A 20,594-nucleotide genomic window follows, 5' to 3' on the forward strand; every position below is an offset into this window, starting at 1 on the left:
GTTAGTTGTTAGTTGTTAGTTGTTCACTGTCAACTGTTCACTGTTAGCTATTAGCTGTTCACTGTTCACTGCCAACTGTCAACGGTCAACGGTCAACTGTCAACTAGCGGTATGGGTCGTCTTTTTTACTGTAAATGAGGCGATTTTCTACATTGACAGTATCTATAATGCCTACTACTAGAGCATCGATCGGACGATTTTCGCTGCCTGGGGCTATCCTGGCTGCGCTGCCGCGGGTCACTAAAACCCATTCATCGATACCAGCGCCCACACAGTCAGCGGCTACCTCATATCCGGGAACTGGCGAACCTTCTTGATCGATGAATTGCAGCAGTAGAAATTTCGATCCTCTCAGCGTCGGCTCTTTTTGGGTACTGACAACTGTGCCGAGAACTTTGGCCATTTGCATTTTAGGTAATAGGTAATTGGTAATTGGTAATTGTCATTCTTTTGCCGTCACTTGTCTTTTTTCAATTAGCTTTATTCAGTCTCATGTCTTCATTTTAGAGTTTTTCGTCTAGTAACTAATGACTAATGACTAATGACTAATGACTCGTGACTTATGACTAATAACCAATATCTCATGCCCACCTCAATTAAAAATTAAAAATGCTAAATCAAAAATATCGCGATTTTTAATTTGTGATTTTTAATTTTTAATTACCAAACGCCCCTAACAGCCTCGTGCCTATCTTAAGATCTGTTGAGGGGGCGAATGCCGCTCACGCCTTCGCGGAACTGTTCTACAGCTTCGGTGTAGCGAATGGGTAGCACGTACTCCAAGTTTTCGTGAGGGCGGGCGATAATGTGGGTGGACATCACTTGTCCGCCGTTAACGCGCTTCACTGACTCTACTCCAGCGGCGACGGAAGCTTGCACTTCCGAGACATCTCCTCTGACAATGACTGTAACGCGAGCGCTACCGATTTTTTCGTAGCCGACCAAGGTGACGCGGGCTGCTTTGACCATCGCGTCAGCAGCTTCTACCACTGCGGGGAAGCCTAAAGTTTCGATCATGCCAACTGCAATTGCCATTGGTTTTACTCCTGATTGAATATTTGGGTAACTAAACTGTAAATTTTTGACGATCATCGCACTGCTTTTCGTCCAACTTTTGGTCAAACGAAATTTCAGCGCGCTAAGAAATTAGTAGCCTCGGAACTGCTCTACTGCTTCTGTATAACGAATGGGTAGAACGTATTCTAGGTTTTCGTGGGGGCGAGCGATGATGTGGGTAGAGACGACTTCTCCGCCGTTCACCCGCTTGACGGATTCCACTCCTGCTGCCACTGAGGCTTGGACTTCCGACACGTTGCCGCGCACAATTACGGTGACGCGGGCGCTGCCGATTTTTTCATAGCCCACGAGGGTAACGCGAGCAGCTTTGACCATAGCGTCGGCAGCTTCCACAACAGCGGGAAAACCTTTTGTCTCAATCATTCCCACGGCAATTGACATTTTTGAATCTCCAAGTTGAGGATTAGTGGCATTACCGTTACAAATCTTTGAGAAATCTAAAAATTTGGACGGGGAGGCCCACATTATTTAGGAATGCAGTGTAAAGCTTCCTATCCTTATAGAATAGGGGAATCTGTCCACCTTGACAATATAAACTAACATCATAATGTTTAATAACAAAAATTAAAATTTTTTATGTTACTTAAAATAATTTAATATTTATTTAATAATCTTAATATATGCCGGAGTAGATGCGGGCGGCCAGCTTGCAGTCAAGTGAGTACAAATACCTGTAAGGTAGAGTTCGGTAAGTGAAGGCGAGACCGATCAGTGTCGATGAAATTGGGGATTTCCCATGAGGGATCACCAATAAATAGGCAAAAAAGACAGTCTGGGCCAATCGGCGGGCATTTTTTCTGTGAGTGCTGATTCTGAGAAGCTTGTAATTTTGTAGGGAGAAAATTCTCAGTTTTGATGCTTTCATGTATAGTGAATTTTAGGTGCAAATTATTTTGCCAGAACTATTAAGATCTGGTTTAGTCAAATTTTTACGGTGTGGCGCGATCGCCCGGAACTGCCTTTGGATCGAGGCAGCGAGTAATTTAAAATTTCAAGGATCAATTAAATGACCGAATTTCTCCTCCAAGCCTGTTGGTGGGTGCCTTTATATGGCTTAATTGGCGCAATTTTAACATTGCCGTGGTCTACAGGAACCGTTCGCACCACAGGGCCGAGACCCGCAGCTTACTTCAATTTGCTGATGACTGTGTTGGCTTTCATCCACGGATCGGTTATTTTTCGAGCAACTTGGGATCGACCCCCCCAACAGTTGCTCGTACACTGGGTGCAAGCAGCAGACTTAAATTTGTCTTTTGCCATCGAAATCTCCACCATCAGCGTCGGAGCAATGGAGTTAGTTACAGTTCTGAGTTTGCTAGCACAAATTTACGCGATCGGCTACATGGAAAAAGACTGGGCGCTAGCTCGATTTTTTGGGCTGCTCGGTTTTTTTGAAGGAGCAATTAGTGGCATTGCCATTAGCGACTCGCTGCTGCTAACTTACGCTTTGTTGGAAGTGCTGACGCTTTCAACTTATTTGCTAGTCGGGTTTTGGTACGCTCAACCGCTGGTAGTAACGGCGGCTAGAGATGCGTTTTTAACAAAGCGTGTAGGAGACGTACCGCTGCTGATGGGAGTAGTGACGCTTTCTACTTTAGCGGGAAGTTTGAATTTTTCCGATTTAGAAAAATGGGCGGAAACTGCCACTTTGTCTCCTTTGGTAGCGACTCTTTTAGGTTTGGCTTTAATCGCTGCACCTACAGCCAAGTGCGCTCAATTTCCGTTCCATTTGTGGCTGGACGAGGCGATGGAAGGGCCAAACCCGGCTTCGATTATGCGGAATACGGTTGTTGTAGGTGCTGGCGCTTATATTTTGATTAAACTTCAGCCTGTTTTAGCGCTGTCGCCGGTGACTGGTGTGGTGTTGGTCGTTTTGGGTGCGGTGACGGCTGTTGGCGCTTCCTTGGTGGCGATCGCCCAAATCGACATCAAAAGAGCCTTATCGCATTCTACCAGCGCTTCTATGGGTTTAGTGTTTATCGCGGTGGGACTCAATGAAGTAGACATTGCTTTGCTGTTGCTGTTCGCGCACTCGATCTCCAAAGCACTATTATTCATGAGCGTAGGGTCAATTATTCTCACAACCAACACTCAAGATTTAACAGAAATGGGAGGGTTGTGGTCAAAGATGCCTGCCACGACAATGGCTTATTTAGTAGGCGCTGCGGGGATGGTAGCACTATTACCGATGGGTAACTTTTGGGCGATGCGGCGCTGGCTCAACGGTTTTTGGACAGTGCCCTTGTGGTTGGTAGTTGTATTGCTTTTGGTTAACTGTTTAACAGCGCTAAATTTAACTCGCGTATTCGGTTTAGTGTTTGCGGGAAAACCGCAGCCGAAAACTCGCAGAGCTCCAGAAGTCGGTTGGACTATGGCATTACCGATGGTAACTTTGACCGTAATCGGGCTGTTAGTGCCTTGGATTTTGCAACGGTGGCAACTGTTAATTAGTTGGACTGGGCCTTGGGCGAAAACCTGGGATTTTGATACTTTAAATTTGCTGTTGAAGACTCTAAATGTTCCGCTTTTAATGCTATCTGGCTTGATTGGCGTTGGGATTGGGGTGGCGATTTATTGGTACGGGGTTTTACCTAGACCGGTACGGCTGCCGCTGCCGGCGGTGCAGGATTTGTTGGCTTACGACTTTTATATCGATCGAGTTTACGGCTTGACTGTGGTTTGGGCCGTGGCTTCTATTGCTAAACTCAGCGCTTGGACTGACAAGTACGTGGTAGATGGGGCGGTAAATTTGTTCGGTTTTGCCACAATTTTCAGCGGCGAAGGGTTGAAGTACAGTGGCACCGGTCAGTCACAGTTTTATGTGTTGACTATTGTGGCGGGGATTACTGCGTTGTTGGGGCTGATTGTTTGGCAGTTTTGAACCGCAGATGTCGGCAGATGAACGGGGATAAACGCAGATGAATTGTTTTGAGTTTGTCTGCTTCTTTTCTAGTTTTATTTAATGTCAATCGGTCACAATTGTGCAACCGGAATTTTCCCACCGGGTAAAATTTCGGGTAGTGAAATTGTGTCGTAGTGCGATCGTCCTCGCTCGCGAGTATTATACACCTCGCTCTTCGGGGACGATCGCACTCCCAGAAAAAATATTTTTTGCATAAATGAGATGCTCCCATTTAATTGGAAAATCTTATCGATCGCTAATACTTAAGGTTATAGGACGATTACCGAGACATTGGCATCTATCTTAACAAGAAAATTGACCGATCGCTTTTTTATGCAGTTGCTTTGCGTTAATGTTAAATATAGTTATCAAAGCTGCGTAACAAGGGAAGTTTTAATTGATGCTCAGTGCTTTAATCTGGATACCAATGTTGACCGCTGCTCTAATTGGGTTCTGGCCCAGTGCGGTAAGTTCTAAAGTAGTTCGGAATGCCTCTCTCGTCATGTCGGGCGTGACTTTTATTCTCTCGGTGATTGTAGCTGCTCAATTTGATATCAGTACGAGTCAGTTGCAGTTTTCGGAATTTGTTCCTTGGCTCGATGCTTTGGGATTGAATTACAATCTAGGCGTTGATGGTTTGTCTCTGCCTTTGGTGATTTTAAATACTCTACTGACAGGGGTCGCTATTTACGCTACGGATGACTCTATCCGCAGACCTCGACTTTATTATTCTTTGATGCTGTTAATTAGTGGTGGAGTCACGGGGGCTTTTTTATCTCAAAATTTGCTGCTATTTTTCCTGTTTTTTGAGGTAGAATTGATTCCGCTTTACTTGTTAATTGCGATTTGGGGCGGCGAGCGCCGGGGTTATGCTGCTACTAAGTTTTTAATCTATACTGCATTTTCTGGCATGGTGTTGCTGGCTTCTTTCTTGGGGGTAGTTTGGCTCAGCGGTGCTTCTAGTTTCGATATGGTTGGTGCAGCGGGTGCATCGCATTTACAAGGTGGATTGCCTTTACCTTTGGTGAGGCAACTTGTGTTGCTGGCTGGGGTGTTGTTGGCTTTTGGAATTAAGATTCCTTTGGTACCTTTTCATACTTGGCTGCCGGATGCTCACGTAGAAGCTTCGACTCCTGTTTCTGTGCTGTTAGCGGGGGTTCTGTTGAAGTTGGGAACCTACGGGATGCTGCGCTTTGGTTTGGGTTTGTTCCCCGATGCGTGGGCGGTGGCTGCACCTTGGTTGGCGAGTTGGGCGGTGGTGAGTGTGCTTTACGGGGCTAGTTGCGCGATCGCCCAAAAAGATATGAAAAAAATTGTAGCTTATAGTTCGATCGCCCACATGGGCTACATTTTGTTGGCCAGCGCCGCAGCTACTCCAATTAGTATGCTGGGAACTGTGTTGCAAATGGTTAGCCACGGTTTAATCTCGGCGCTGCTATTTTTGAGTGTCGGGATTGTTTACAAAAAATCCGGCAGTCGCAACATCGATGTGCTCAAAGGTTTGTTCAATCCCGATCGCGGTTTGCCGATGATTGGCAGTTTAATGATCCTTGGCGTGATGGCGAGTGCCGGCATTCCGGGGTTGGCGGGATTTATTGCTGAATTTTTGATATTTCGGGGCAGTTTACCAGTGTTTCCCGTGCAAACTTTGCTCTGCATGATCGGCACTGGTTTAACTTCAGTCTACTATTTAATTATGGTCAACCGCGCCTTTTTCGGCCGCCTTTCCGATTTGGTGGTGAATTTGCCACAAGTGCGGTGGCGCGATCGTATTCCTTCGCTGGTTTTAGCAGTAATTATCGCCATCATGGGAGTGCAGCCTGGTGTTTTAGTGGCTTTGAGCGAGAAAACTGCGATCGGCTTAGTATCGGCTGTGCCCGCGCAAGTTCAACAAGTTGCTCACAACTTGGAGTGAAATCTTCCATAGGTTCGTAGTGAGGACTTCCGTCTTTATAAACTTCTGAGGACTCAAGTCCTCACTACAAACATTTGGGAGCATCTCCGGCATTGCAAAAAGCATTTATTTTACAGTGCGAGCGTCCCCGATCGCGTGCATTTACTGCCGCTATCGAGCGGGGACAGCACTCTTAATGCAAAACACAGATGCTCCCAAACATTCTTTTGAATTCTGATTTGGTTGATAGGAAAACAGTTATTCAATTAAGGTTCAAATCAAATGACAAGTACCGTATTAAAACCCTCTGCCCATCCTCTATCCGCCTACATTGACATCTTGGAGTCAGGCAAAGCTTTGCTTCCAGAATCAACGGACAATGTAGTAGAAGTAGTCGGCATTCTCAAAAGTTACGGTGTGGTTCTAGATGCCTACTCCCTCAATCTTAACTACATCGCTGAAGAACAATTTTTAGTGCTTTTCCCGTTTTTTAAATATTTCAACGGAGAAGTGAATCGACCGAAATTAATCCGCTATTTGTGGCACGACCGCATTAATTTTGAGTATGCTGAGTATGTGATGAGAACCATGCTTTGGCACGGCGGTGGGGGTTTGGACACTTATTTGGATTCCCCGGAATTTAGCAGTTTGGTCGAAAAGGCGATCGCAGCTAAGTTAAAAGGCAATTTTTTCATGCAGGGACTGCACAAAGTTTTCCCTAATTTTTTGCCGGAACAAGTGCGGATGCTGGCTTACTACACCGGGCTTGGTCAGTTTTGGCGGGTAATGAGCGATTTATTTATTGATATGTCCGATCGCTACGAAGCCGGGGAAATTAAGTCGATCGCTGACGTAGTTGATTTTACCTTAGCAGGTTTGGTGGGTGCCGCCAGTCTACCAATCACCTACAGCGTCAAGATTGGCGATCGAGACTACGATATCATTCCAGCCTCGGCGGGCTTGACATTTTTAGCAGATGTAGCAGTGCCTTATGTAGAGGCAATTTTCTTTCGTGGAACAGCATTTTTTGGAGTAGTTTCATACAACGCCCAAGCGCACCAAATCCCCGAAGAACAAAAAGATTTTGGCTACGGGGCTTTATTTGCTGACCCTTTGCCGATCGGAGGTGCAGGGATTCCGCCGACTCAATTGATGCAAGATATGCGGCATTTTCTGCCGGATTATTTGCAAGAAGTTTACCGCACTAGCTGTCGCGGCGAAGATGATGTGCGCGTGCAAATTTGCCAAAGTTTTCAGAAGTCGATGTTTTGCGTGACGACAGCGACTATTTTTGGTTTAGCACCTCATCCGATGAACACCTCAGATCCAGAGGAAAAAAAGGCTAATCGAGCTTATTTGGAAGCTTGGATGGATCGATTTCCAAATTCTCGCTTGGATTGGGCAAATCAGCCAACTATCAGGGCTTGTCAGTTGTTCCCGGAACGGTAGTCAGTTGTCAGTTGATAGTTGACAGTTGTCAGTTGTCAGTTGTCAGTTGTCAGTTGACAGTTGACAGTTGACAGTTGACAGTTGAGATTTGTCATTCCAATTCCCAATTCCCAATTCCCAATTCCCAATTCCCAATTCCCAATTCCCAATTCCCAATTCCCAATTCCCAATTCCCGAATTATCTAGATTCGGACTAAAAGACTCAGGCCATGAGAATCAGTTCCGCAAGTTCCCAACAAACCATAAGTTTCAGCTAAATCTTTGACTAAAGCAGTTTGTTTGGGACTCGGTTTCCAAGGATTGGGATTAGCATAAGCATAGTAAATTTCTACACCGTCAATGCCAAGACGGGCTGCTTCTGGGATTAGTTGATCTGCTGTGGATCGATACCGGCAAGGATGTGCTAGAACTGCTAAACCTCCTGCTTCCTGAATCGCTTCAATTACCCTGGCTGCGGCATAAGAGGCGTGGCCTTCAGTACCTTTACCTCGCAAGTAAGGTTTGAGGCTGGAATGTTCCGGATCGAAAGCGTAAGCGAGAATGTGTACATCGTTGTTGAGCAATGCCGCATTAATTTCAGCGCCTGTCCAAAAACTAGGTGCTGCGGTAGTGCTGTCGGGATGGTTTAGTTTCCAATTATCCAGCCAAATTTGAGCTTGAACGTAGCCTTTGGCGCTGTGGTGGTCAGTGATAGCAAAGCCTTTCAAACCACCTGCGATCGCAAGTTCCATCAATTTCTCAGGCTGCAATCGCCCGTCTGAGTAAACTGTGTGCATATGGAAGTTATAGGAACCCGGACAGCTATCGGCATCAATTGTCTGCAAGACTTGTTTGAGTGCCCAGATATTCTGGGCTTCTGGTTTGAGGCTAGAACTGGTGGAGGGAGCGAGATTGACCGCCATAAGCATTATTATAAAAAAAACTAGCTTTGTTCACTATATCTAATTTTTTGTTTAAATGTTGGGGGCTGATACCCACAGGCACTGCAAAGCGTTAGTCGCATTTTAAGCCTGCGGCTGCGGCTGTGGGAAATTCGATCGGCACAAAGGTAAGACCAAATTGTTCTCTAGAACACAGAACAATATGCGCCACTCGTTTCGGAGGGTTTTTGCGATTTCCAGTCGTCGAGTCAAACTCAATTATACCCGTGGCTCCGTCAGCTTTGAAATCAGGAGAGGCTAAGGTTTTTTGCATTCCTTCGCGGCTGGGTTCTGGCTGCATTTCGAGGGCTTTTATCAGCGTCTTGGCTGCATCGTAGGTTAAAGCCGATCGAGTATTGACCGGGCCTCCCCACAATTTTTCAGCGTTGACTGGAAACTTTTTGTCAAAACTAATTGTCGGATGCCAAAACACGGATATGCCCAGTTTTTCAATGGATTTTAGCTGTTTTGCTACTTTTAGCGTTCTCGGCTCGTACAGCGTCCAGGGCCCGACAATCCAATTGCGATCGCCGTTAGCTTTAATCATTTCTAGCGCATTTTCTACAGCCTTAGTAACTTGACCGTCGGGAATGACCAATATCGCCGTTTTTCCGGTTTTCTCAACTTCTTTGATTGCTGATTTAGCGTTGAAATCATTTTTAGATAAGTCGTAATAATTACTGAGTCTAAAAGTCGAACCTCCTTGGGCTTCAAATTGCTTTTTGAATTCTTCCCACAAAGAAGCGCTGAACGGACTGTTGGGATTGTAAAAAACTGCAACTTTTTTCTGACCTACTGAGAGCAGTTGATTTACTAAACCTTCAGCTTCTATGCTAGTTGTCGGAGCCGTCCGAAAGAAAAATTTACGAGGTTTGCGTGTTAGTTCTTCTGTTGTGCTTCCCGAAGAAAGGGCGACCAGTTTATTTTGATTGTAAATATCTACTGTTGCCACGGTCATGTCGCTGGTGTAGTGTCCTATGACTGCTAGAATATCTGGCTGAGCGACTAGGTAATTTGCCCTTTGAACTGCGTAGGATTTGATATTGCCATCATCCGCAATGATGACTTTGAGACCTTTTCCTTTGATAGCTTTTGGTTCGAGAAATCCTTGACCTGGAAAATCTTTATTGCTGTCATTTGCAGCGAGGAGACCTAAATTTACTTCGGTTTGAGCTTGAGCAATGCCGCGCAGCAGTTCTTCTGCTAAATTGGCGTTAAGAATGCTGCCGTCATCCTTTCTGCGGATGGGAACAACAATTGCGATCGTGTAATAGTCTGCCTTGATTGTCTTTAGCAGAGCATTGTTGATGTAAATTAAAGTTTCTGGGTCTCTGCGGTCTTCTCGCCAGGACTGTTTGAGCAATTTTAAAGCTTCTGAATAATTAGAGTCTGCAAATTCATTAATTCCCCTTTGTTTTGGCCAAATGGCGAAGGTTTGTACTAGGAGTTTTTCACCGGAACTTACACCATCAGCGGAGGGTGTAGGCTGCGTTGGTGGCGGGGAAATTCTGGGGATTAGCGGGGAAATTCTGGGGATTAAAAGTACGATCGCCAATCCGACGCAAATTCCCGCAACGCCTAACAGCGGCCAGCGAAAGCGCACAGGTTTGGGTGACTTGGGCTGTTTGTCGATCGCCTCCAAGTCTTGCAAAACTTCAGAAACAGATTGGTAGCGCTCTTGAAAGTGGAAGCGCACCATCCGGGTTAATATATTTTTGAAACGGTCGCTCACTTGTACCGCAGGGCGATCGGACGTGGAGTAATCCCAGACTATTTCACAAGTCTGGGGGTCTTGCGGGAGATTTGTGGGAACCTTCCCGGTAAGAGCTTGAATCACGATGATTCCTAGGGCGTAAATATCGTTATATGGTTGCGGGACAGACCGGGGATTGTATTGTTCGGCAGGCATATAACCGCTTGTGCCGATCGCCTGCGATGTTATTTCACCTGTAGAGTCAGTGGTAAAAGTGCTGATTTCTTTGACAGCCCCAAAATCAATTAAAATAATTTGTTTATCTGTTTTTCGCCGAATTAAGTTAGAAGGTGTAACATCGCGGTGAATAATATTTTCTTTATGGACTAATTTTAAAATTTCCAGAATTGCTCGCAACAAGGCGATCGCTTTCTCCTCCGTCCACTGTTTGCCTGAAGTGAGTTCTTCCTTAAGCTGATGTCCTTGAATATATTCTTGAACTAAGTAAAAATGATCGTTTTTTTCAAAGTCAGCGGATAATTTGGGAATGCACGAGTGATTGTCGAGACTGTACAAAGCGCTAGCTTCCCTTTCAAATTGCCGCCTTGCCATTCTTAAAACGCGCGGATCGTTCGATGACGGAAAAGGAATTTCCTTGACAACGCACACATTTCCGGGTCTGCTTAGATCGTTAGCCGTGTAGGTTCTAGCAAACCCTCCCCGTCCTAATTGAGCAATAATTCTGTAGCGTTCAGCCAGTATATCTCCGGGATTGAGACACATAAATTTTATAGTTTCTCTTGGGGCGCGATCGTTGATGCTAATTATAATACAAAACCTGGGTTCACTACTTCATTTATGGGACTTTGTGGTTGAAACTCATACGTTTCAACCTTCTCAACAAGAGGCTCTCCGGCCCGTTCCACAAGAACATTGAATTTTTGTGGAACGGGCCAGAAAGCCCGTTCCTACTCTAAAAAAAAATTCCCATGGATTACCTGGGAATCATAAATATTAAGAAAAATTAGTGCTGTTTTAATATATTTAATTAGCTCAAAATCTATCATAATCTAGCATCCCCATTTGGAGATTTGAGAGCGGACGACGGGGCGGGCATTCCGGTTCCGGTGCCACACCCGATCGCATTTTCCAAACTCAAGAAAACAGTTGCGTTCATGTTGGATCACCCATTAAGCTTGGCTGCTGTTGCGAGTCTGGCTTGCCAGATCCAACAGTTGTGCCCAGCGTTTTTGAACTTGTTTGGGAGTGCAGTTGAGCGCAGTGGCGATCGCCTTGTCGCATTCTTGATTCCGCTTCATTTCTAACAGTTGCTGCATTTCTGGCGACAGTTGAGCACGAAATGCTTCCCATTTGTCCGAAGTCATTCCCAGCTTTTGATCGACATCAGCACCCAGCCATTCGTGAACCAGTTTCCAGTTTTGAGTACGGGAAAATTTTTCGACGTGGTACTTAAACCGTTGTTGCAAGTAGTCGCGCTGGCGGGAAGATAAACCGAGAACGCGATCGATTTCCGAAGCCGAAAGGTCTTGCAATTTCAACATTAAGTAACTCACACATTCGGGCTGATTTTGGGCTTCCAGATAAGCGATCAATTCAGCGACAACTCGATCGCGCAACACAGCATCAGCCGGATCAACAGTTTCCGAAACCATTTGTTCGCGGACTTGTTGCAGCGCCGGAGAACGGCTGTACATTTCCGCATCTTCTCCCTTGCCGGATTCTACTGCCATTTCAATGTCGATCGCAGTTTCTGGAGGTTGGCCCTTAGCAAATCCTTGAGCGCGGAGCACAATCAGGCGTTGGCGATTGCGGCCGGGTAAACCGATTTGACGTTTGGCGTATTGTTCGGTGAAAGCCATGTACTCAGCCAATTCTAGCTGCGTGTGGGGAGTGTAGTTGAGATCCAGTTGGTGTTCGCGGCGGAAAGCGCGCAAAGCTTCGATGTAAAAGCCTTGCAAAAAGTCTTCAATCATGTTGTAGCGAGCTTGGAAATTCAAGTTCGAGCGAAAAGAAGCAACATGACGGTAAATCATCGCCGCGAGGTGAGAGTGCAGTTCGACGCGGCCTTGTTTGGAACCGAGGCGATAGAATTGTAGAGTTTTTTGCAACCGGTGTTCAGCCAAGGTGATTTGCCAAGCTTCAACTTCGCCGGAAACTTGGATGCGATCGCTTTTTTGGCAAATCCGTTCGACTTCCTTAGCAATCCGCATCGCCACTGCTTGAGCGCTGCGGCTGGATTTTTTCATTTCCGCTTGCAATTCTTTGAGGGCGAATTCAGCCAAAGCCAGAACATCAATGCTCGACACTGTATTGATTTCGGCGGTTTGTTCGGAGGTGGCCGGAATGAAGTTGAGGTTAGAAGCGGTGTTGCAGTTGACGGTGTTGGTGGCAGTTTTGACAGTCATGGCGTTTATCCGGTAGTAGCGTAAGCGGGCAGGGAGTGAGGCGACAGTTGCTCGCGGTTTCGCTTGCTGTGCTGATTCAACTCTCTATGTATTGAATATAGGGAAATACAGATAGGCACAGTGATGCCAGTGTTCCACTCTCTCATGCAACAGTTTTTGGATACTGAATTTGATTCTAAGCGCTGGCTGTGGGAGATATATTTTATTACCCTTAAATCCTTACTGTACAAGCATTCTGAGCTGTAATTATGGTACGGCGATCGCGACAAAGATGGACGGTGTTCCGGGGCCGCTGAGTGGACAATTTACCAACTGGTCTTTTGAGGGGGTTTTCGGCGTTGGAGATTGCGGAATTGAGAGTCGGCAGAGTGTAGCGAACTGCACTATCTTCAGAACCTACGCCGCAGCAGTTGGGAAACCCGGTTAATCTGCAAATTTGTTTTTATGGCAGAAGGAAGAAGGAAGAAGCACAGTATTGTGTAGGGCGTGCACCGCCACCGATATCAACCTTTCAATCACCTCATGGGGAAACTGACGGAGTATTTCGCGTTTCCCCATGTCAATAATGTGCTGCGAGATGTGTACGGTATGGAACCGAAAGTGCTGTCGGCTGTTGGGGGAAGATGCGATCGCACTCGCCCCAATCAAAGCTACGGCCCGCGAGTGCCAACAACACTGCTGGCTGAATTTCGCACTTGAGCGCAAGTCAAGTTAACCTAAAGTTAACAGCCGTTTTGTGCAGATGTCGGCTCAATCACCCACTGCAAATCATGAAAGAAGACACCATCGAAATTGTTGATTTTCACGCCCATATTTACTTCGACACTGATAGCCGCGATGCTGCGGCCCGCGTGCGTGAAGGATTGAGTCGGTTTGAGGTACAGCTCGGGCGCTGGCATGACAAACCCATTGGCCCCCACCCCCAAGCGATGTATCAAGTTGCATTTTTACCGCAGCAGTTTGGCAAAGTCGTTCCCTGGTTAATGCTTCATCGCGAGGAACTAGATATTCTCGTTCATCCCGAAACAGGCGACGATGTTGAAGACCACACGACACATTCTTTGTGGCTGGGAAAGAAACTACAGTTGAATGTCGAATTTCTGCGACCTAAAACCACCAGTGCGAGTTTATAGTCATCGCTCTCTAATTGCTATATGTAGATAAAATACTACTTGCTGGGTGCGGAGCTACCGAAGAAACCAGAGCGGTTGGGAACTCAAGTGCGATCGGCATCAATTGAAGATAGATCGCGACTCGGACTCTCTCCCACTAAGGAAATAAACTGCTGGTCATTCCGCAAGGAGTCAAAGTCGGGGTTCGATCGAGCTTCCCGACAACAACGGCGCGGAGCGATCTGGATTGCTTGTTGAAGCGCAGCAATAGCTTGCTCGGTGTCACCTTGTCGGGCATAGCAACAGGCTTTTCCGTAGTAACCTTCCTCATTTTCTGGATGTTCGCGAATCACTCGATCGAACAATTTCATAGCTTGTGAGTATTCGCCTGCACGGGAGAGAACGATTCCTTTATTAACGAGTAATGGAGGTTTATTTCCTCCTAACTGAATTGCGCGATCGCAACTCTTTATCGCGGCTGGATAATCCCCCATTAGGCTTAAAGTCAAACCTTTGTTATGATACAACCCATAAATTTGAGGAGCTATTTTAATAGCTTGTTCACAACTAATAAGGGCGTCGTTATAGCGTTTTAACAAGGCTAGACAACAACTTTTATCCGAGTAATAATTAGGATTTACTGGGTCTATTTCAATAGCTTTGTTGATACTGACTAGGGCTTCTTCATAGCGTTCTAAATAATTCAATATTTCACTCTTTCTAGCGTAATAAGGAGACTTTTCTGATTCGGTTTCAATAGATATGTCGATACTAATTAATGCTGGTTCGTCTAAATCTATTGAATGAAAAGCTAAGGACAAATAAAAGTAAATGTCACCTAGAAAATGAGTATTATCGAAATTTTTAAGTGTCTCAATTTCTGCATGAGTTTGATTTAAAAGACTTAAAGCTCGCGTGTAGTCGTAATCACTCCGCAGACTGTAACTTATTAGAGCCAGACACTTTGCTAAACCTGTTAAATTCTGAATTTCACGGAAGCAAACATTTAGTCCCGACTCAATTTTGGACTTAATTTGACTCGAATCTTCTTCTCCCTGGATGTCAAGGCTATAGTTTTTTCGAGGAATGACGTACCATCCAAATACGATAGTTTTCTCTATGCTGTCTAGAAACTTCTGAATATCTTCCCGTAATAGTTTGTTTTCTTTTAGTTCGGCTTCTGAGGCAATTGCCAAAAATGCACTTCTTGCAATTAATGGTTTCTGAAAATAAGCCCCTTCAAAAAAACAAGTTAATAGTTGACGTTTTCCTTCAGTTTTATTGGCAAATAGTCTGTGATAAATGACTTCTATCATCAGCTCCTGCCATTCCGAATTTTCATATTTATCCAGGGGAGAGCGATCGGGTGATACTTCTCGCTCGGCAAGCTGCTCAAAATAATCGGCTATCCAATTGTGGATTTGAAAAAATTCTTGTTTATCTTCTTGATGCTGGGTTTTCCGAATCTCACTTCTGGCAACATCATCAATCCGATATCGATCGTCACAAATTGCAAAATCACGCTCTGTCAGCCACTTAAACCAATCGATATTGTTACCATTTTTGCAATCATTCAGAATGTCCGATACTTCAAATTTTTGAAGCAAATTGCGAATCAACGGTCGATCGAACCAACGACAGTGAGCTGCCAATTTTACCACTCGTTGTTCAGTTTCATTTAACCCCTCTAGCAGTAAGTCTACCATGCTAGATTGCCCACCAGACAAGGTGATTTTTCCGCTCTCTTCCTTTTGTTTTTTTAGCAAATTTAAGTAATAGGGATATCCTTGAGTTGCTCTCCAAATTCGCCTCACAAAACCCTTATCTGTCACTCCAATATCTGCTAGATATTTTTGAGTTTCTTGTTCGTCAAATTGAATCAGTGCATATTCACGAATCAGCGGATTCTCCCCCTCTTTAAACTTCCCCTGATAACGTCCATGACTCAGCTTGTAGCGTCCTGCCATCGCAATTCGGACTGGAAAATCTTGCAATGGCGTATCTTTGAGTAATTCATTACCCAAAAATTCATTAAAATCTTTCTGTGCTTTTTCATAGGTATCCAGCCATAACACGATCGGCATATCTTGCGACAACTGAATCAAGGTTTCTGCAAAAGCCTGAGTGAGCTTTAGCTGTGGATCGAGCATGATATCTCGCAAGCTCATCTTTTCCTGTGTAGATCCTTGCGTAGCTGGATGTTGCCTCAAAAGTTTCTCAAAGCGCTCTCTTGTTGAAAGCGGATTAAACGTGGATTCATCCTCGGTGACGATCGAACTTCGCGCCACTCCCATATATTCCCGAACCAAACTACTCTGCTCAGCGCTCACTTTTTGAGTTTCTTCCGCAGGCTCATTTTCCAGGCGTTGCAGCGTTTCTTCGTAGTGTTGATACCGAACTGTGAAGAGATCTGCCTCTGGCTGATGAATTGACAATTGCTGGTGTAAGTGTTTCATCAGTTTGATGGGTGTACTCAATCGGCTGTTGTTAAAATCAGCCTCCAGAAATTTCACCTTTCCGTGGTGCAGGCTTTTTAACTCATCTAGTAAGGTAGATTTGCCAATTCCCCCAATTCCATGAGCATAAAACATCAACGGTGCGGAGTCGGGTTGCTGAATCGCCTTAGCAAAATCATCCAGAAATCGTTTGGTCGAACTGCGAGAAACGAACAAACCTTTGCGGCCGGGTTTTGAGGCTTTTTCCCGACCTAAATTTGCTGAACTGGACTGTACTAAAGCAGTTGAGTTCGGCGATCGCGCTTTCGGGTTTTTGATGAAGGTTTGGGGATTTGCGCTATCGATATTGCTCAACGTCGCTTTTTGAGCGGAAGCCTTGGAGCGGAAATATTCGTTAATCTTATCCCTCAGTTTAGAAAGCTCTAAAAATTCGTCATTATCCTCCCAATCAGAATTTTTCAGTACGCTTACTAAAGCATCCACAAAATCACCATCACCTGCTTCTGTATCTGAATCTGTCGAACACAGAACGCAAAATCCCGATGGCTTGCGGGTACTCGATCCAGAAGTCAAGCTCTGAATAATCCCATTCGCACCCGCGGCTGCATAACAAACGTCCAGAATCAGTAAGACATTTTGAGGATAGTGATTATTTCCCTCAAATAGCAATCGAACGAGCTGTTGAGTTTCAATCGCTTTGGTACTTAAGATCTCGGGTCGAGAATTGAATGTGTAGAGATAGTGGGAACCTAGATTGCCATCGTCGCCTGCGTGTCCGGCATAATACAGGATAACGATATCGTCCTGACTTCTTTCCGAACTGCCAAACCATTTGGACAGGGCATTTTTGATGTCTTCAGCCTCTGCGTCGATCGAAATCTGATCGGATAAAACTCTGGTGTACCCCTGCTGTGTTCCTTTAAACAAATCCACGACTCGATCGACATCACTCTTGACTCTAGCTAAGTCTGCTAGTTCCATTTTAGGACACGATGCAGAGCCGATCGCAATCAAAAACCGTTTAGATTCAGTCATTGTCAGCCGAAATTATTTTGAACAGCACGTTAAACTATCAAGCCTGTGGCAACAGCAGCACCCGTTTCCTTTGCTGTTAAATACCTTTCCACCGAATGAGACTCCCATCCGTTATAAACAAGCCGATCAACAATTTTGCGATCGTCTCCATCTCCAAAGTATGGGGCTAAGGATTTCTGAAGTGCCACAATATCACCGCTATCAGCAATGTTAAACCATTGCTTGATATTCGGCCATGCACCTTTACGATTCTCCGGCGGAGGTGTCAGTTTATCGAAAATCAAATTAGGGATTCCCAAAGGAGAACCCAGCGTTACCAGCGTCTGTACATTCCATTCTGGATGAGCGCACAAAGCTTCATAGGCAACGACGGAACCCAAGGAATGGGCGATCACTACTTTTGTCTCTGTTGGCGAGACTTTGGCTTCTACCCGTTTCAACACTGCTTGTTTTATATCCGAATCGTGGAGAAATAAACCAACTTGCTTCAAGGCAAAAATTAATGTTTTTTCCGGGCCCAAGTTTCGGAAGAAGCGTGACTTAGACAACTGCCTTAATGCACGCTGCACAATCTCGGGAGTTCGTCCCCGACCTTGAAACTCCGGTTCTTGAATGCCGGGATCTTCGCCTAATGGGTCGCCAGCGCTACGATTCGCGATCGATAACTCTGCCGCTGCACGCCACCACTCAACGAGTAAGGCTTGCTCCCATTCCGTTTCAACATCCCGCGCTGTCAACTTGGGGACTCCGGCAGAACGCATTCCCGATGGGCGAAATAAGTCGCCATAAAAAACCATCCCAAATTCCGATCGTGTCAAGCGGGGCTGTTCGCTCAATTCTAGGCTTCCTTGTAGTGCAGGCAACCAAGCATTTTCAAGCTGTGGACTGCCCAAAAAGTCTTGGGCGATTCCATGAATACCAACTACTTTCATTTAAATTCTTCCCCATTACATTCTGTGATTTTAAGAGTTTTGACCTAATCTCACATCCTATTTTGTACCTGTGGCGCTCAAATCATAACACATAAACTCGCCTCTGGGCAACGATTTCATGTGTTATGAATTCATCCAATCGCTTGTTATTATTGCGTAACTACTCAGGCTTAAAAAAAATTGTATAAGCGGTTGAAACCGCCGAATTATAAAAATGGTAGTTAACTTGGATTTGGTATTACACATCAATATTAGACCTCTTGCCTCAGTCTTTTCAATCAAATTTTTAGACGGGCGGGACGCCCATCCCACAAATTTTTTTTGTGTGGGATGGGCGGGACGCCCGTCCTAGGTATTTTTGCAAGATGTCTACTAAAGAAACCGAGTTTTTCACCAGTATTAAATGCAAATATACAGGGATTGTGCAAAAATCTGGTTTCTGCACAATCCCTATATCTCAAAGAAACCGGGTTTTTCCCAGTATTAAAAGGCTGAATGCAATATTTAGCCACAAACCAGGTTTCTGTACAATTTGCGAATTTTCAAGCTTTAGTTTTTCCCAAAACCTTTGCCGCGATTGGGCGCAGGCATACAGAGACAGTTTTCGATTTGCGATCGCAAAGTCTCAGTATCCAAGCCCTGACCGATCATCACAAGTTGATTTTTTGGCTCACCTTTCCACTCGTCATCGTCCATCGAAAATCTCTTGCCGCTCAAGTGAAAAATATGCCGTTTGGGACTTTCTTCAAACCACATAATCCCTTTCGCGCGAAACACGTTGGTTGGTAGTTGATTGTCTAAGAAATATTGAAATTTTCTTAGAGAAAACGGCTTGTCACTCTGGAAAGAAATTGAGGTAAATCCGTCATTTTCTAAATGGTCGGAGTGGTCATGATGGCTATGGTCGTGAGCGCTATGGTCGTGATGTTCGTGTCCGTGAGCGCTATGGTCGTGAGCGCTATGGTCGTGATGTTCGTGTCCGTGAGCGCTATGGTCGTGAGCGCTATGATCGTGATGTTCGTGACTGCTCGGAGTTTCCTCAGAGAAATATTTCCCTGATTCAAACAATCCTATACTGAGGATGAGCGGTAGGGGAACTTCCGATTTTACTGCTCGGAGAATTCGAGCACCTTGTTTGACATCGCGAATCTTAACTTCCAACAAATCTAAATCTGCTTCTTCAACCAAATCTGTTTTGTTGAGGACAATAATATCGCCGTAAGCTATTTGACTGTGAGCTGCTTCTGAGTTGAACAAATCTAAGCTATAGTTGGCTGCGTCTACGACTGTAACTATCGAATCGAGACGAGTCATGTCTCGCAATTCTGTGCCTAAAAAAGTTAGAGCTACTGGTAGCGGATCGGCGAGTCCGGTGGTTTCTACTACTAGATAATCGAGCTTTTCTTGACGTTCTAAAACTTTGTAAACTGCATTCACCAAATCTTCGTTAATTGTGCAGCAGATGCAGCCGTTGTTCAGCTCAACCATGTTGTCGTCGCTGGTGACAATTAGTTCGTTGTCAATGCCGATTTCGCCAAATTCATTGACCAAAACTGCTGTTTTCAAACCTTGCTGGTTGCTCAGGATGTGGTTGAGCAGGGTTGTTTTGCCGCTGCCGAGAAATCCTGTAATGATGGTAACGGGTAAGCCGTGTTTGGGAGCGTCCATCGCCGGTGCTGTCTCGGACTGAGTTGTAGATTGCATAGCTTGATTGTCAAATAATGTCGATCGCACTTTCCTTGTGCTTCTCATTGTATCTTATTTAAGCCCAGCCCCCATCAACCCGGTTTCTGGGATAAATTTTGGGTTTGGAAGCATGGCATCTACCCATGAACCACAAATGGGCCCCAGAGTACGAAGGTGATTGGCTTACAGCCTGTTTTCTGGGTAAATCCAGCAGTGACAATTTTGGGGCAGACAATCGCTTCGTGCGATCGACCAATTTCCCCTGCTGTATCATAGTTTTAAAATAATTTTAATTATCTAGCGGGGTAAAATATTTATTTTTCAACCAAGTAAATACACTCAATTAAAAGTAAAATACGGAACCCTAAAAAACGGGCCGTATATATTTTCTGCCTTCTGCCTTCTGCCTTCTGCCTTCTGCCTTCTACCTTCTACTTATCAATTAAAACAGGGCGGTGGCTAACAATAGCCACCGCCCTCAAGATAGTATTGCACTATCTAAATCTGTGCTTACGCAGGAAGCAAGACTGTATCGATGATGTGGATGACACCATTATCAGCAGCAACATCGGCTGTGGTAACGGTAGAATCATTGATTTTGACGCCATTGGAAGCATCAATTTTCACTTCTGAACCTTCAACTGTCTTGGCAGATTTCAGCTTGACTACATCAGCAGCCATAACTTTGCCGGAAACGACATGATAAGTCAAGATTTTTGTGAGCTTAGGAATGTCCTTAAGCAGTGCTTCTACAGTACCTGCGGGAAGCTTAGCAAAAGCTTCGTCTGTAGGTGCGAAAACTGTGAAGGGCCCAGCGCCTTTGAGAGTGTCTACTAAACCAGCGGCTGTAACGGCAGCAACTAGGGTTGTGAATGAACCAGCCGCAACGGCGGTATCAACAATATCAGCCAAGTGAGTCACCTAGGTTTTGTATTCTGTAAATCAATATAACGCTAAAAAGTTAATTTAGCTACATAATTTTTGATCTAGGTCAGTCAGATTTTCTGATATA

At 45.1% G+C, this 20,594-nt stretch carries 15 protein-coding genes; 5 read left to right on the top strand and 10 right to left on the bottom strand.

The window, feature by feature from the left end; translation table 11 throughout:
- Positions 1-103 precede the first annotated feature (103 nt).
- The 3 genes from K4039_RS00810 to K4039_RS00820 form a co-directional block, all read right to left on the bottom strand.
- Positions 104-409 carry a EutN/CcmL family microcompartment protein gene (locus K4039_RS00810; RefSeq protein WP_265233210.1) on the bottom strand — a complete coding sequence of 102 codons (306 nt, stop codon included), beginning with the start codon at positions 407-409 and terminating at the stop codon, positions 104-106.
- 284 nt (positions 410-693) lie between these two features.
- Entirely contained in the window at positions 694-1,035 is a 342-nt protein-coding gene (locus tag K4039_RS00815; RefSeq protein ID WP_006635058.1) for a carbon dioxide-concentrating mechanism protein CcmK, read from the bottom strand.
- 111 nt (positions 1,036-1,146) lie between these two features.
- Positions 1,147-1,458, bottom strand: coding sequence for a carbon dioxide-concentrating mechanism protein CcmK (locus K4039_RS00820; protein ID WP_006635059.1), 312 nt, complete (start codon positions 1,456-1,458; stop codon positions 1,147-1,149).
- Between the two features lie 625 nt (positions 1,459-2,083).
- On the opposite strand from K4039_RS00820, the gene K4039_RS00825 reads away from it, so the two are divergent.
- The 3 genes from K4039_RS00825 to K4039_RS00835 all read left to right on the top strand — a co-directional run bounded on the left by K4039_RS00825 (position 2,084) and on the right by K4039_RS00835 (position 7,322).
- Positions 2,084-3,958 (top strand): NAD(P)H-quinone oxidoreductase subunit F, encoded by a 1,875-nt coding sequence (locus K4039_RS00825; RefSeq protein WP_265233212.1) that lies wholly within the window; start codon positions 2,084-2,086, stop codon positions 3,956-3,958.
- A 421-nt stretch (positions 3,959-4,379) separates the two neighbouring features.
- Positions 4,380-5,894 (top strand): NADH-quinone oxidoreductase subunit M, encoded by a 1,515-nt coding sequence (locus K4039_RS00830; RefSeq protein ID WP_265233213.1) that lies wholly within the window; start codon positions 4,380-4,382, stop codon positions 5,892-5,894.
- A 261-nt stretch (positions 5,895-6,155) separates the two neighbouring features.
- Positions 6,156-7,322, top strand: coding sequence for a CO2 hydration protein (locus tag K4039_RS00835; protein WP_265233214.1), 1,167 nt, complete (start codon positions 6,156-6,158; stop codon positions 7,320-7,322).
- Positions 7,323-7,504: 182 nt separating this feature from the next.
- Here K4039_RS00835 and K4039_RS00840 read toward each other — a convergent pair whose 3' ends face one another.
- The 3 genes from K4039_RS00840 to K4039_RS00850 form a co-directional block, all read right to left on the bottom strand.
- A complete protein-coding gene (locus K4039_RS00840) occupies positions 7,505-8,224 on the bottom strand; it encodes a PHP domain-containing protein (RefSeq protein WP_265233215.1) in 720 nt (239 codons plus the stop codon).
- 91 nt (positions 8,225-8,315) lie between these two features.
- Positions 8,316-10,718, bottom strand: a complete 2,403-nt coding sequence (locus K4039_RS00845) for a bifunctional serine/threonine-protein kinase/ABC transporter substrate-binding protein (protein WP_265233216.1) — start codon at positions 10,716-10,718, stop codon at positions 8,316-8,318.
- Between the two features lie 407 nt (positions 10,719-11,125).
- The gene (locus tag K4039_RS00850) at positions 11,126-12,361 is read right to left on the bottom strand and encodes a HetZ-related protein (RefSeq protein WP_265233217.1); all 1,236 of its coding nucleotides are present in this window, start codon (positions 12,359-12,361) and stop codon (positions 11,126-11,128) included.
- A gap of 522 nt (positions 12,362-12,883) precedes the next feature.
- Between K4039_RS00850 and K4039_RS00855 the strand changes: the two genes are divergently transcribed.
- Together K4039_RS00855 and K4039_RS00860 are read left to right on the top strand one after the other, a co-directional pair.
- On the top strand, positions 12,884-13,060 hold the full coding sequence (locus tag K4039_RS00855; RefSeq protein WP_265233218.1) for a hypothetical protein: 177 nt from the start codon (positions 12,884-12,886) through the stop codon (positions 13,058-13,060).
- 71 nt (positions 13,061-13,131) lie between these two features.
- On the top strand, positions 13,132-13,494 hold the full coding sequence (locus tag K4039_RS00860; RefSeq protein ID WP_265233219.1) for a DOPA 4,5-dioxygenase family protein: 363 nt from the start codon (positions 13,132-13,134) through the stop codon (positions 13,492-13,494).
- Positions 13,495-13,577: 83 nt separating this feature from the next.
- Here K4039_RS00860 and K4039_RS00865 read toward each other — a convergent pair whose 3' ends face one another.
- From K4039_RS00865 to K4039_RS00880, 4 genes are all read right to left on the bottom strand, one after another.
- Positions 13,578-16,964 (bottom strand): tetratricopeptide repeat protein, encoded by a 3,387-nt coding sequence (locus K4039_RS00865; RefSeq protein ID WP_265233220.1) that lies wholly within the window; start codon positions 16,962-16,964, stop codon positions 13,578-13,580.
- A gap of 29 nt (positions 16,965-16,993) precedes the next feature.
- Positions 16,994-17,896, bottom strand: a complete 903-nt coding sequence (locus K4039_RS00870; RefSeq protein ID WP_265233221.1) for a GPI inositol-deacylase — start codon at positions 17,894-17,896, stop codon at positions 16,994-16,996.
- Between the two features lie 549 nt (positions 17,897-18,445).
- Positions 18,446-19,600, bottom strand: a complete 1,155-nt coding sequence (locus K4039_RS00875; protein WP_265233281.1) for a GTP-binding protein — start codon at positions 19,598-19,600, stop codon at positions 18,446-18,448.
- Between the two features lie 492 nt (positions 19,601-20,092).
- On the bottom strand, positions 20,093-20,494 hold the full coding sequence (locus K4039_RS00880) for a fasciclin domain-containing protein (RefSeq protein WP_265233282.1): 402 nt from the start codon (positions 20,492-20,494) through the stop codon (positions 20,093-20,095).
- Between the last annotated feature and the right edge of the window lie 100 nt (positions 20,495-20,594).

The sequence above is a fragment of the Lyngbya sp. CCAP 1446/10 genome, from assembly GCF_026130175.1.
GTDB lineage: Bacteria > Cyanobacteriota > Cyanobacteriia > Cyanobacteriales > Microcoleaceae > Microcoleus.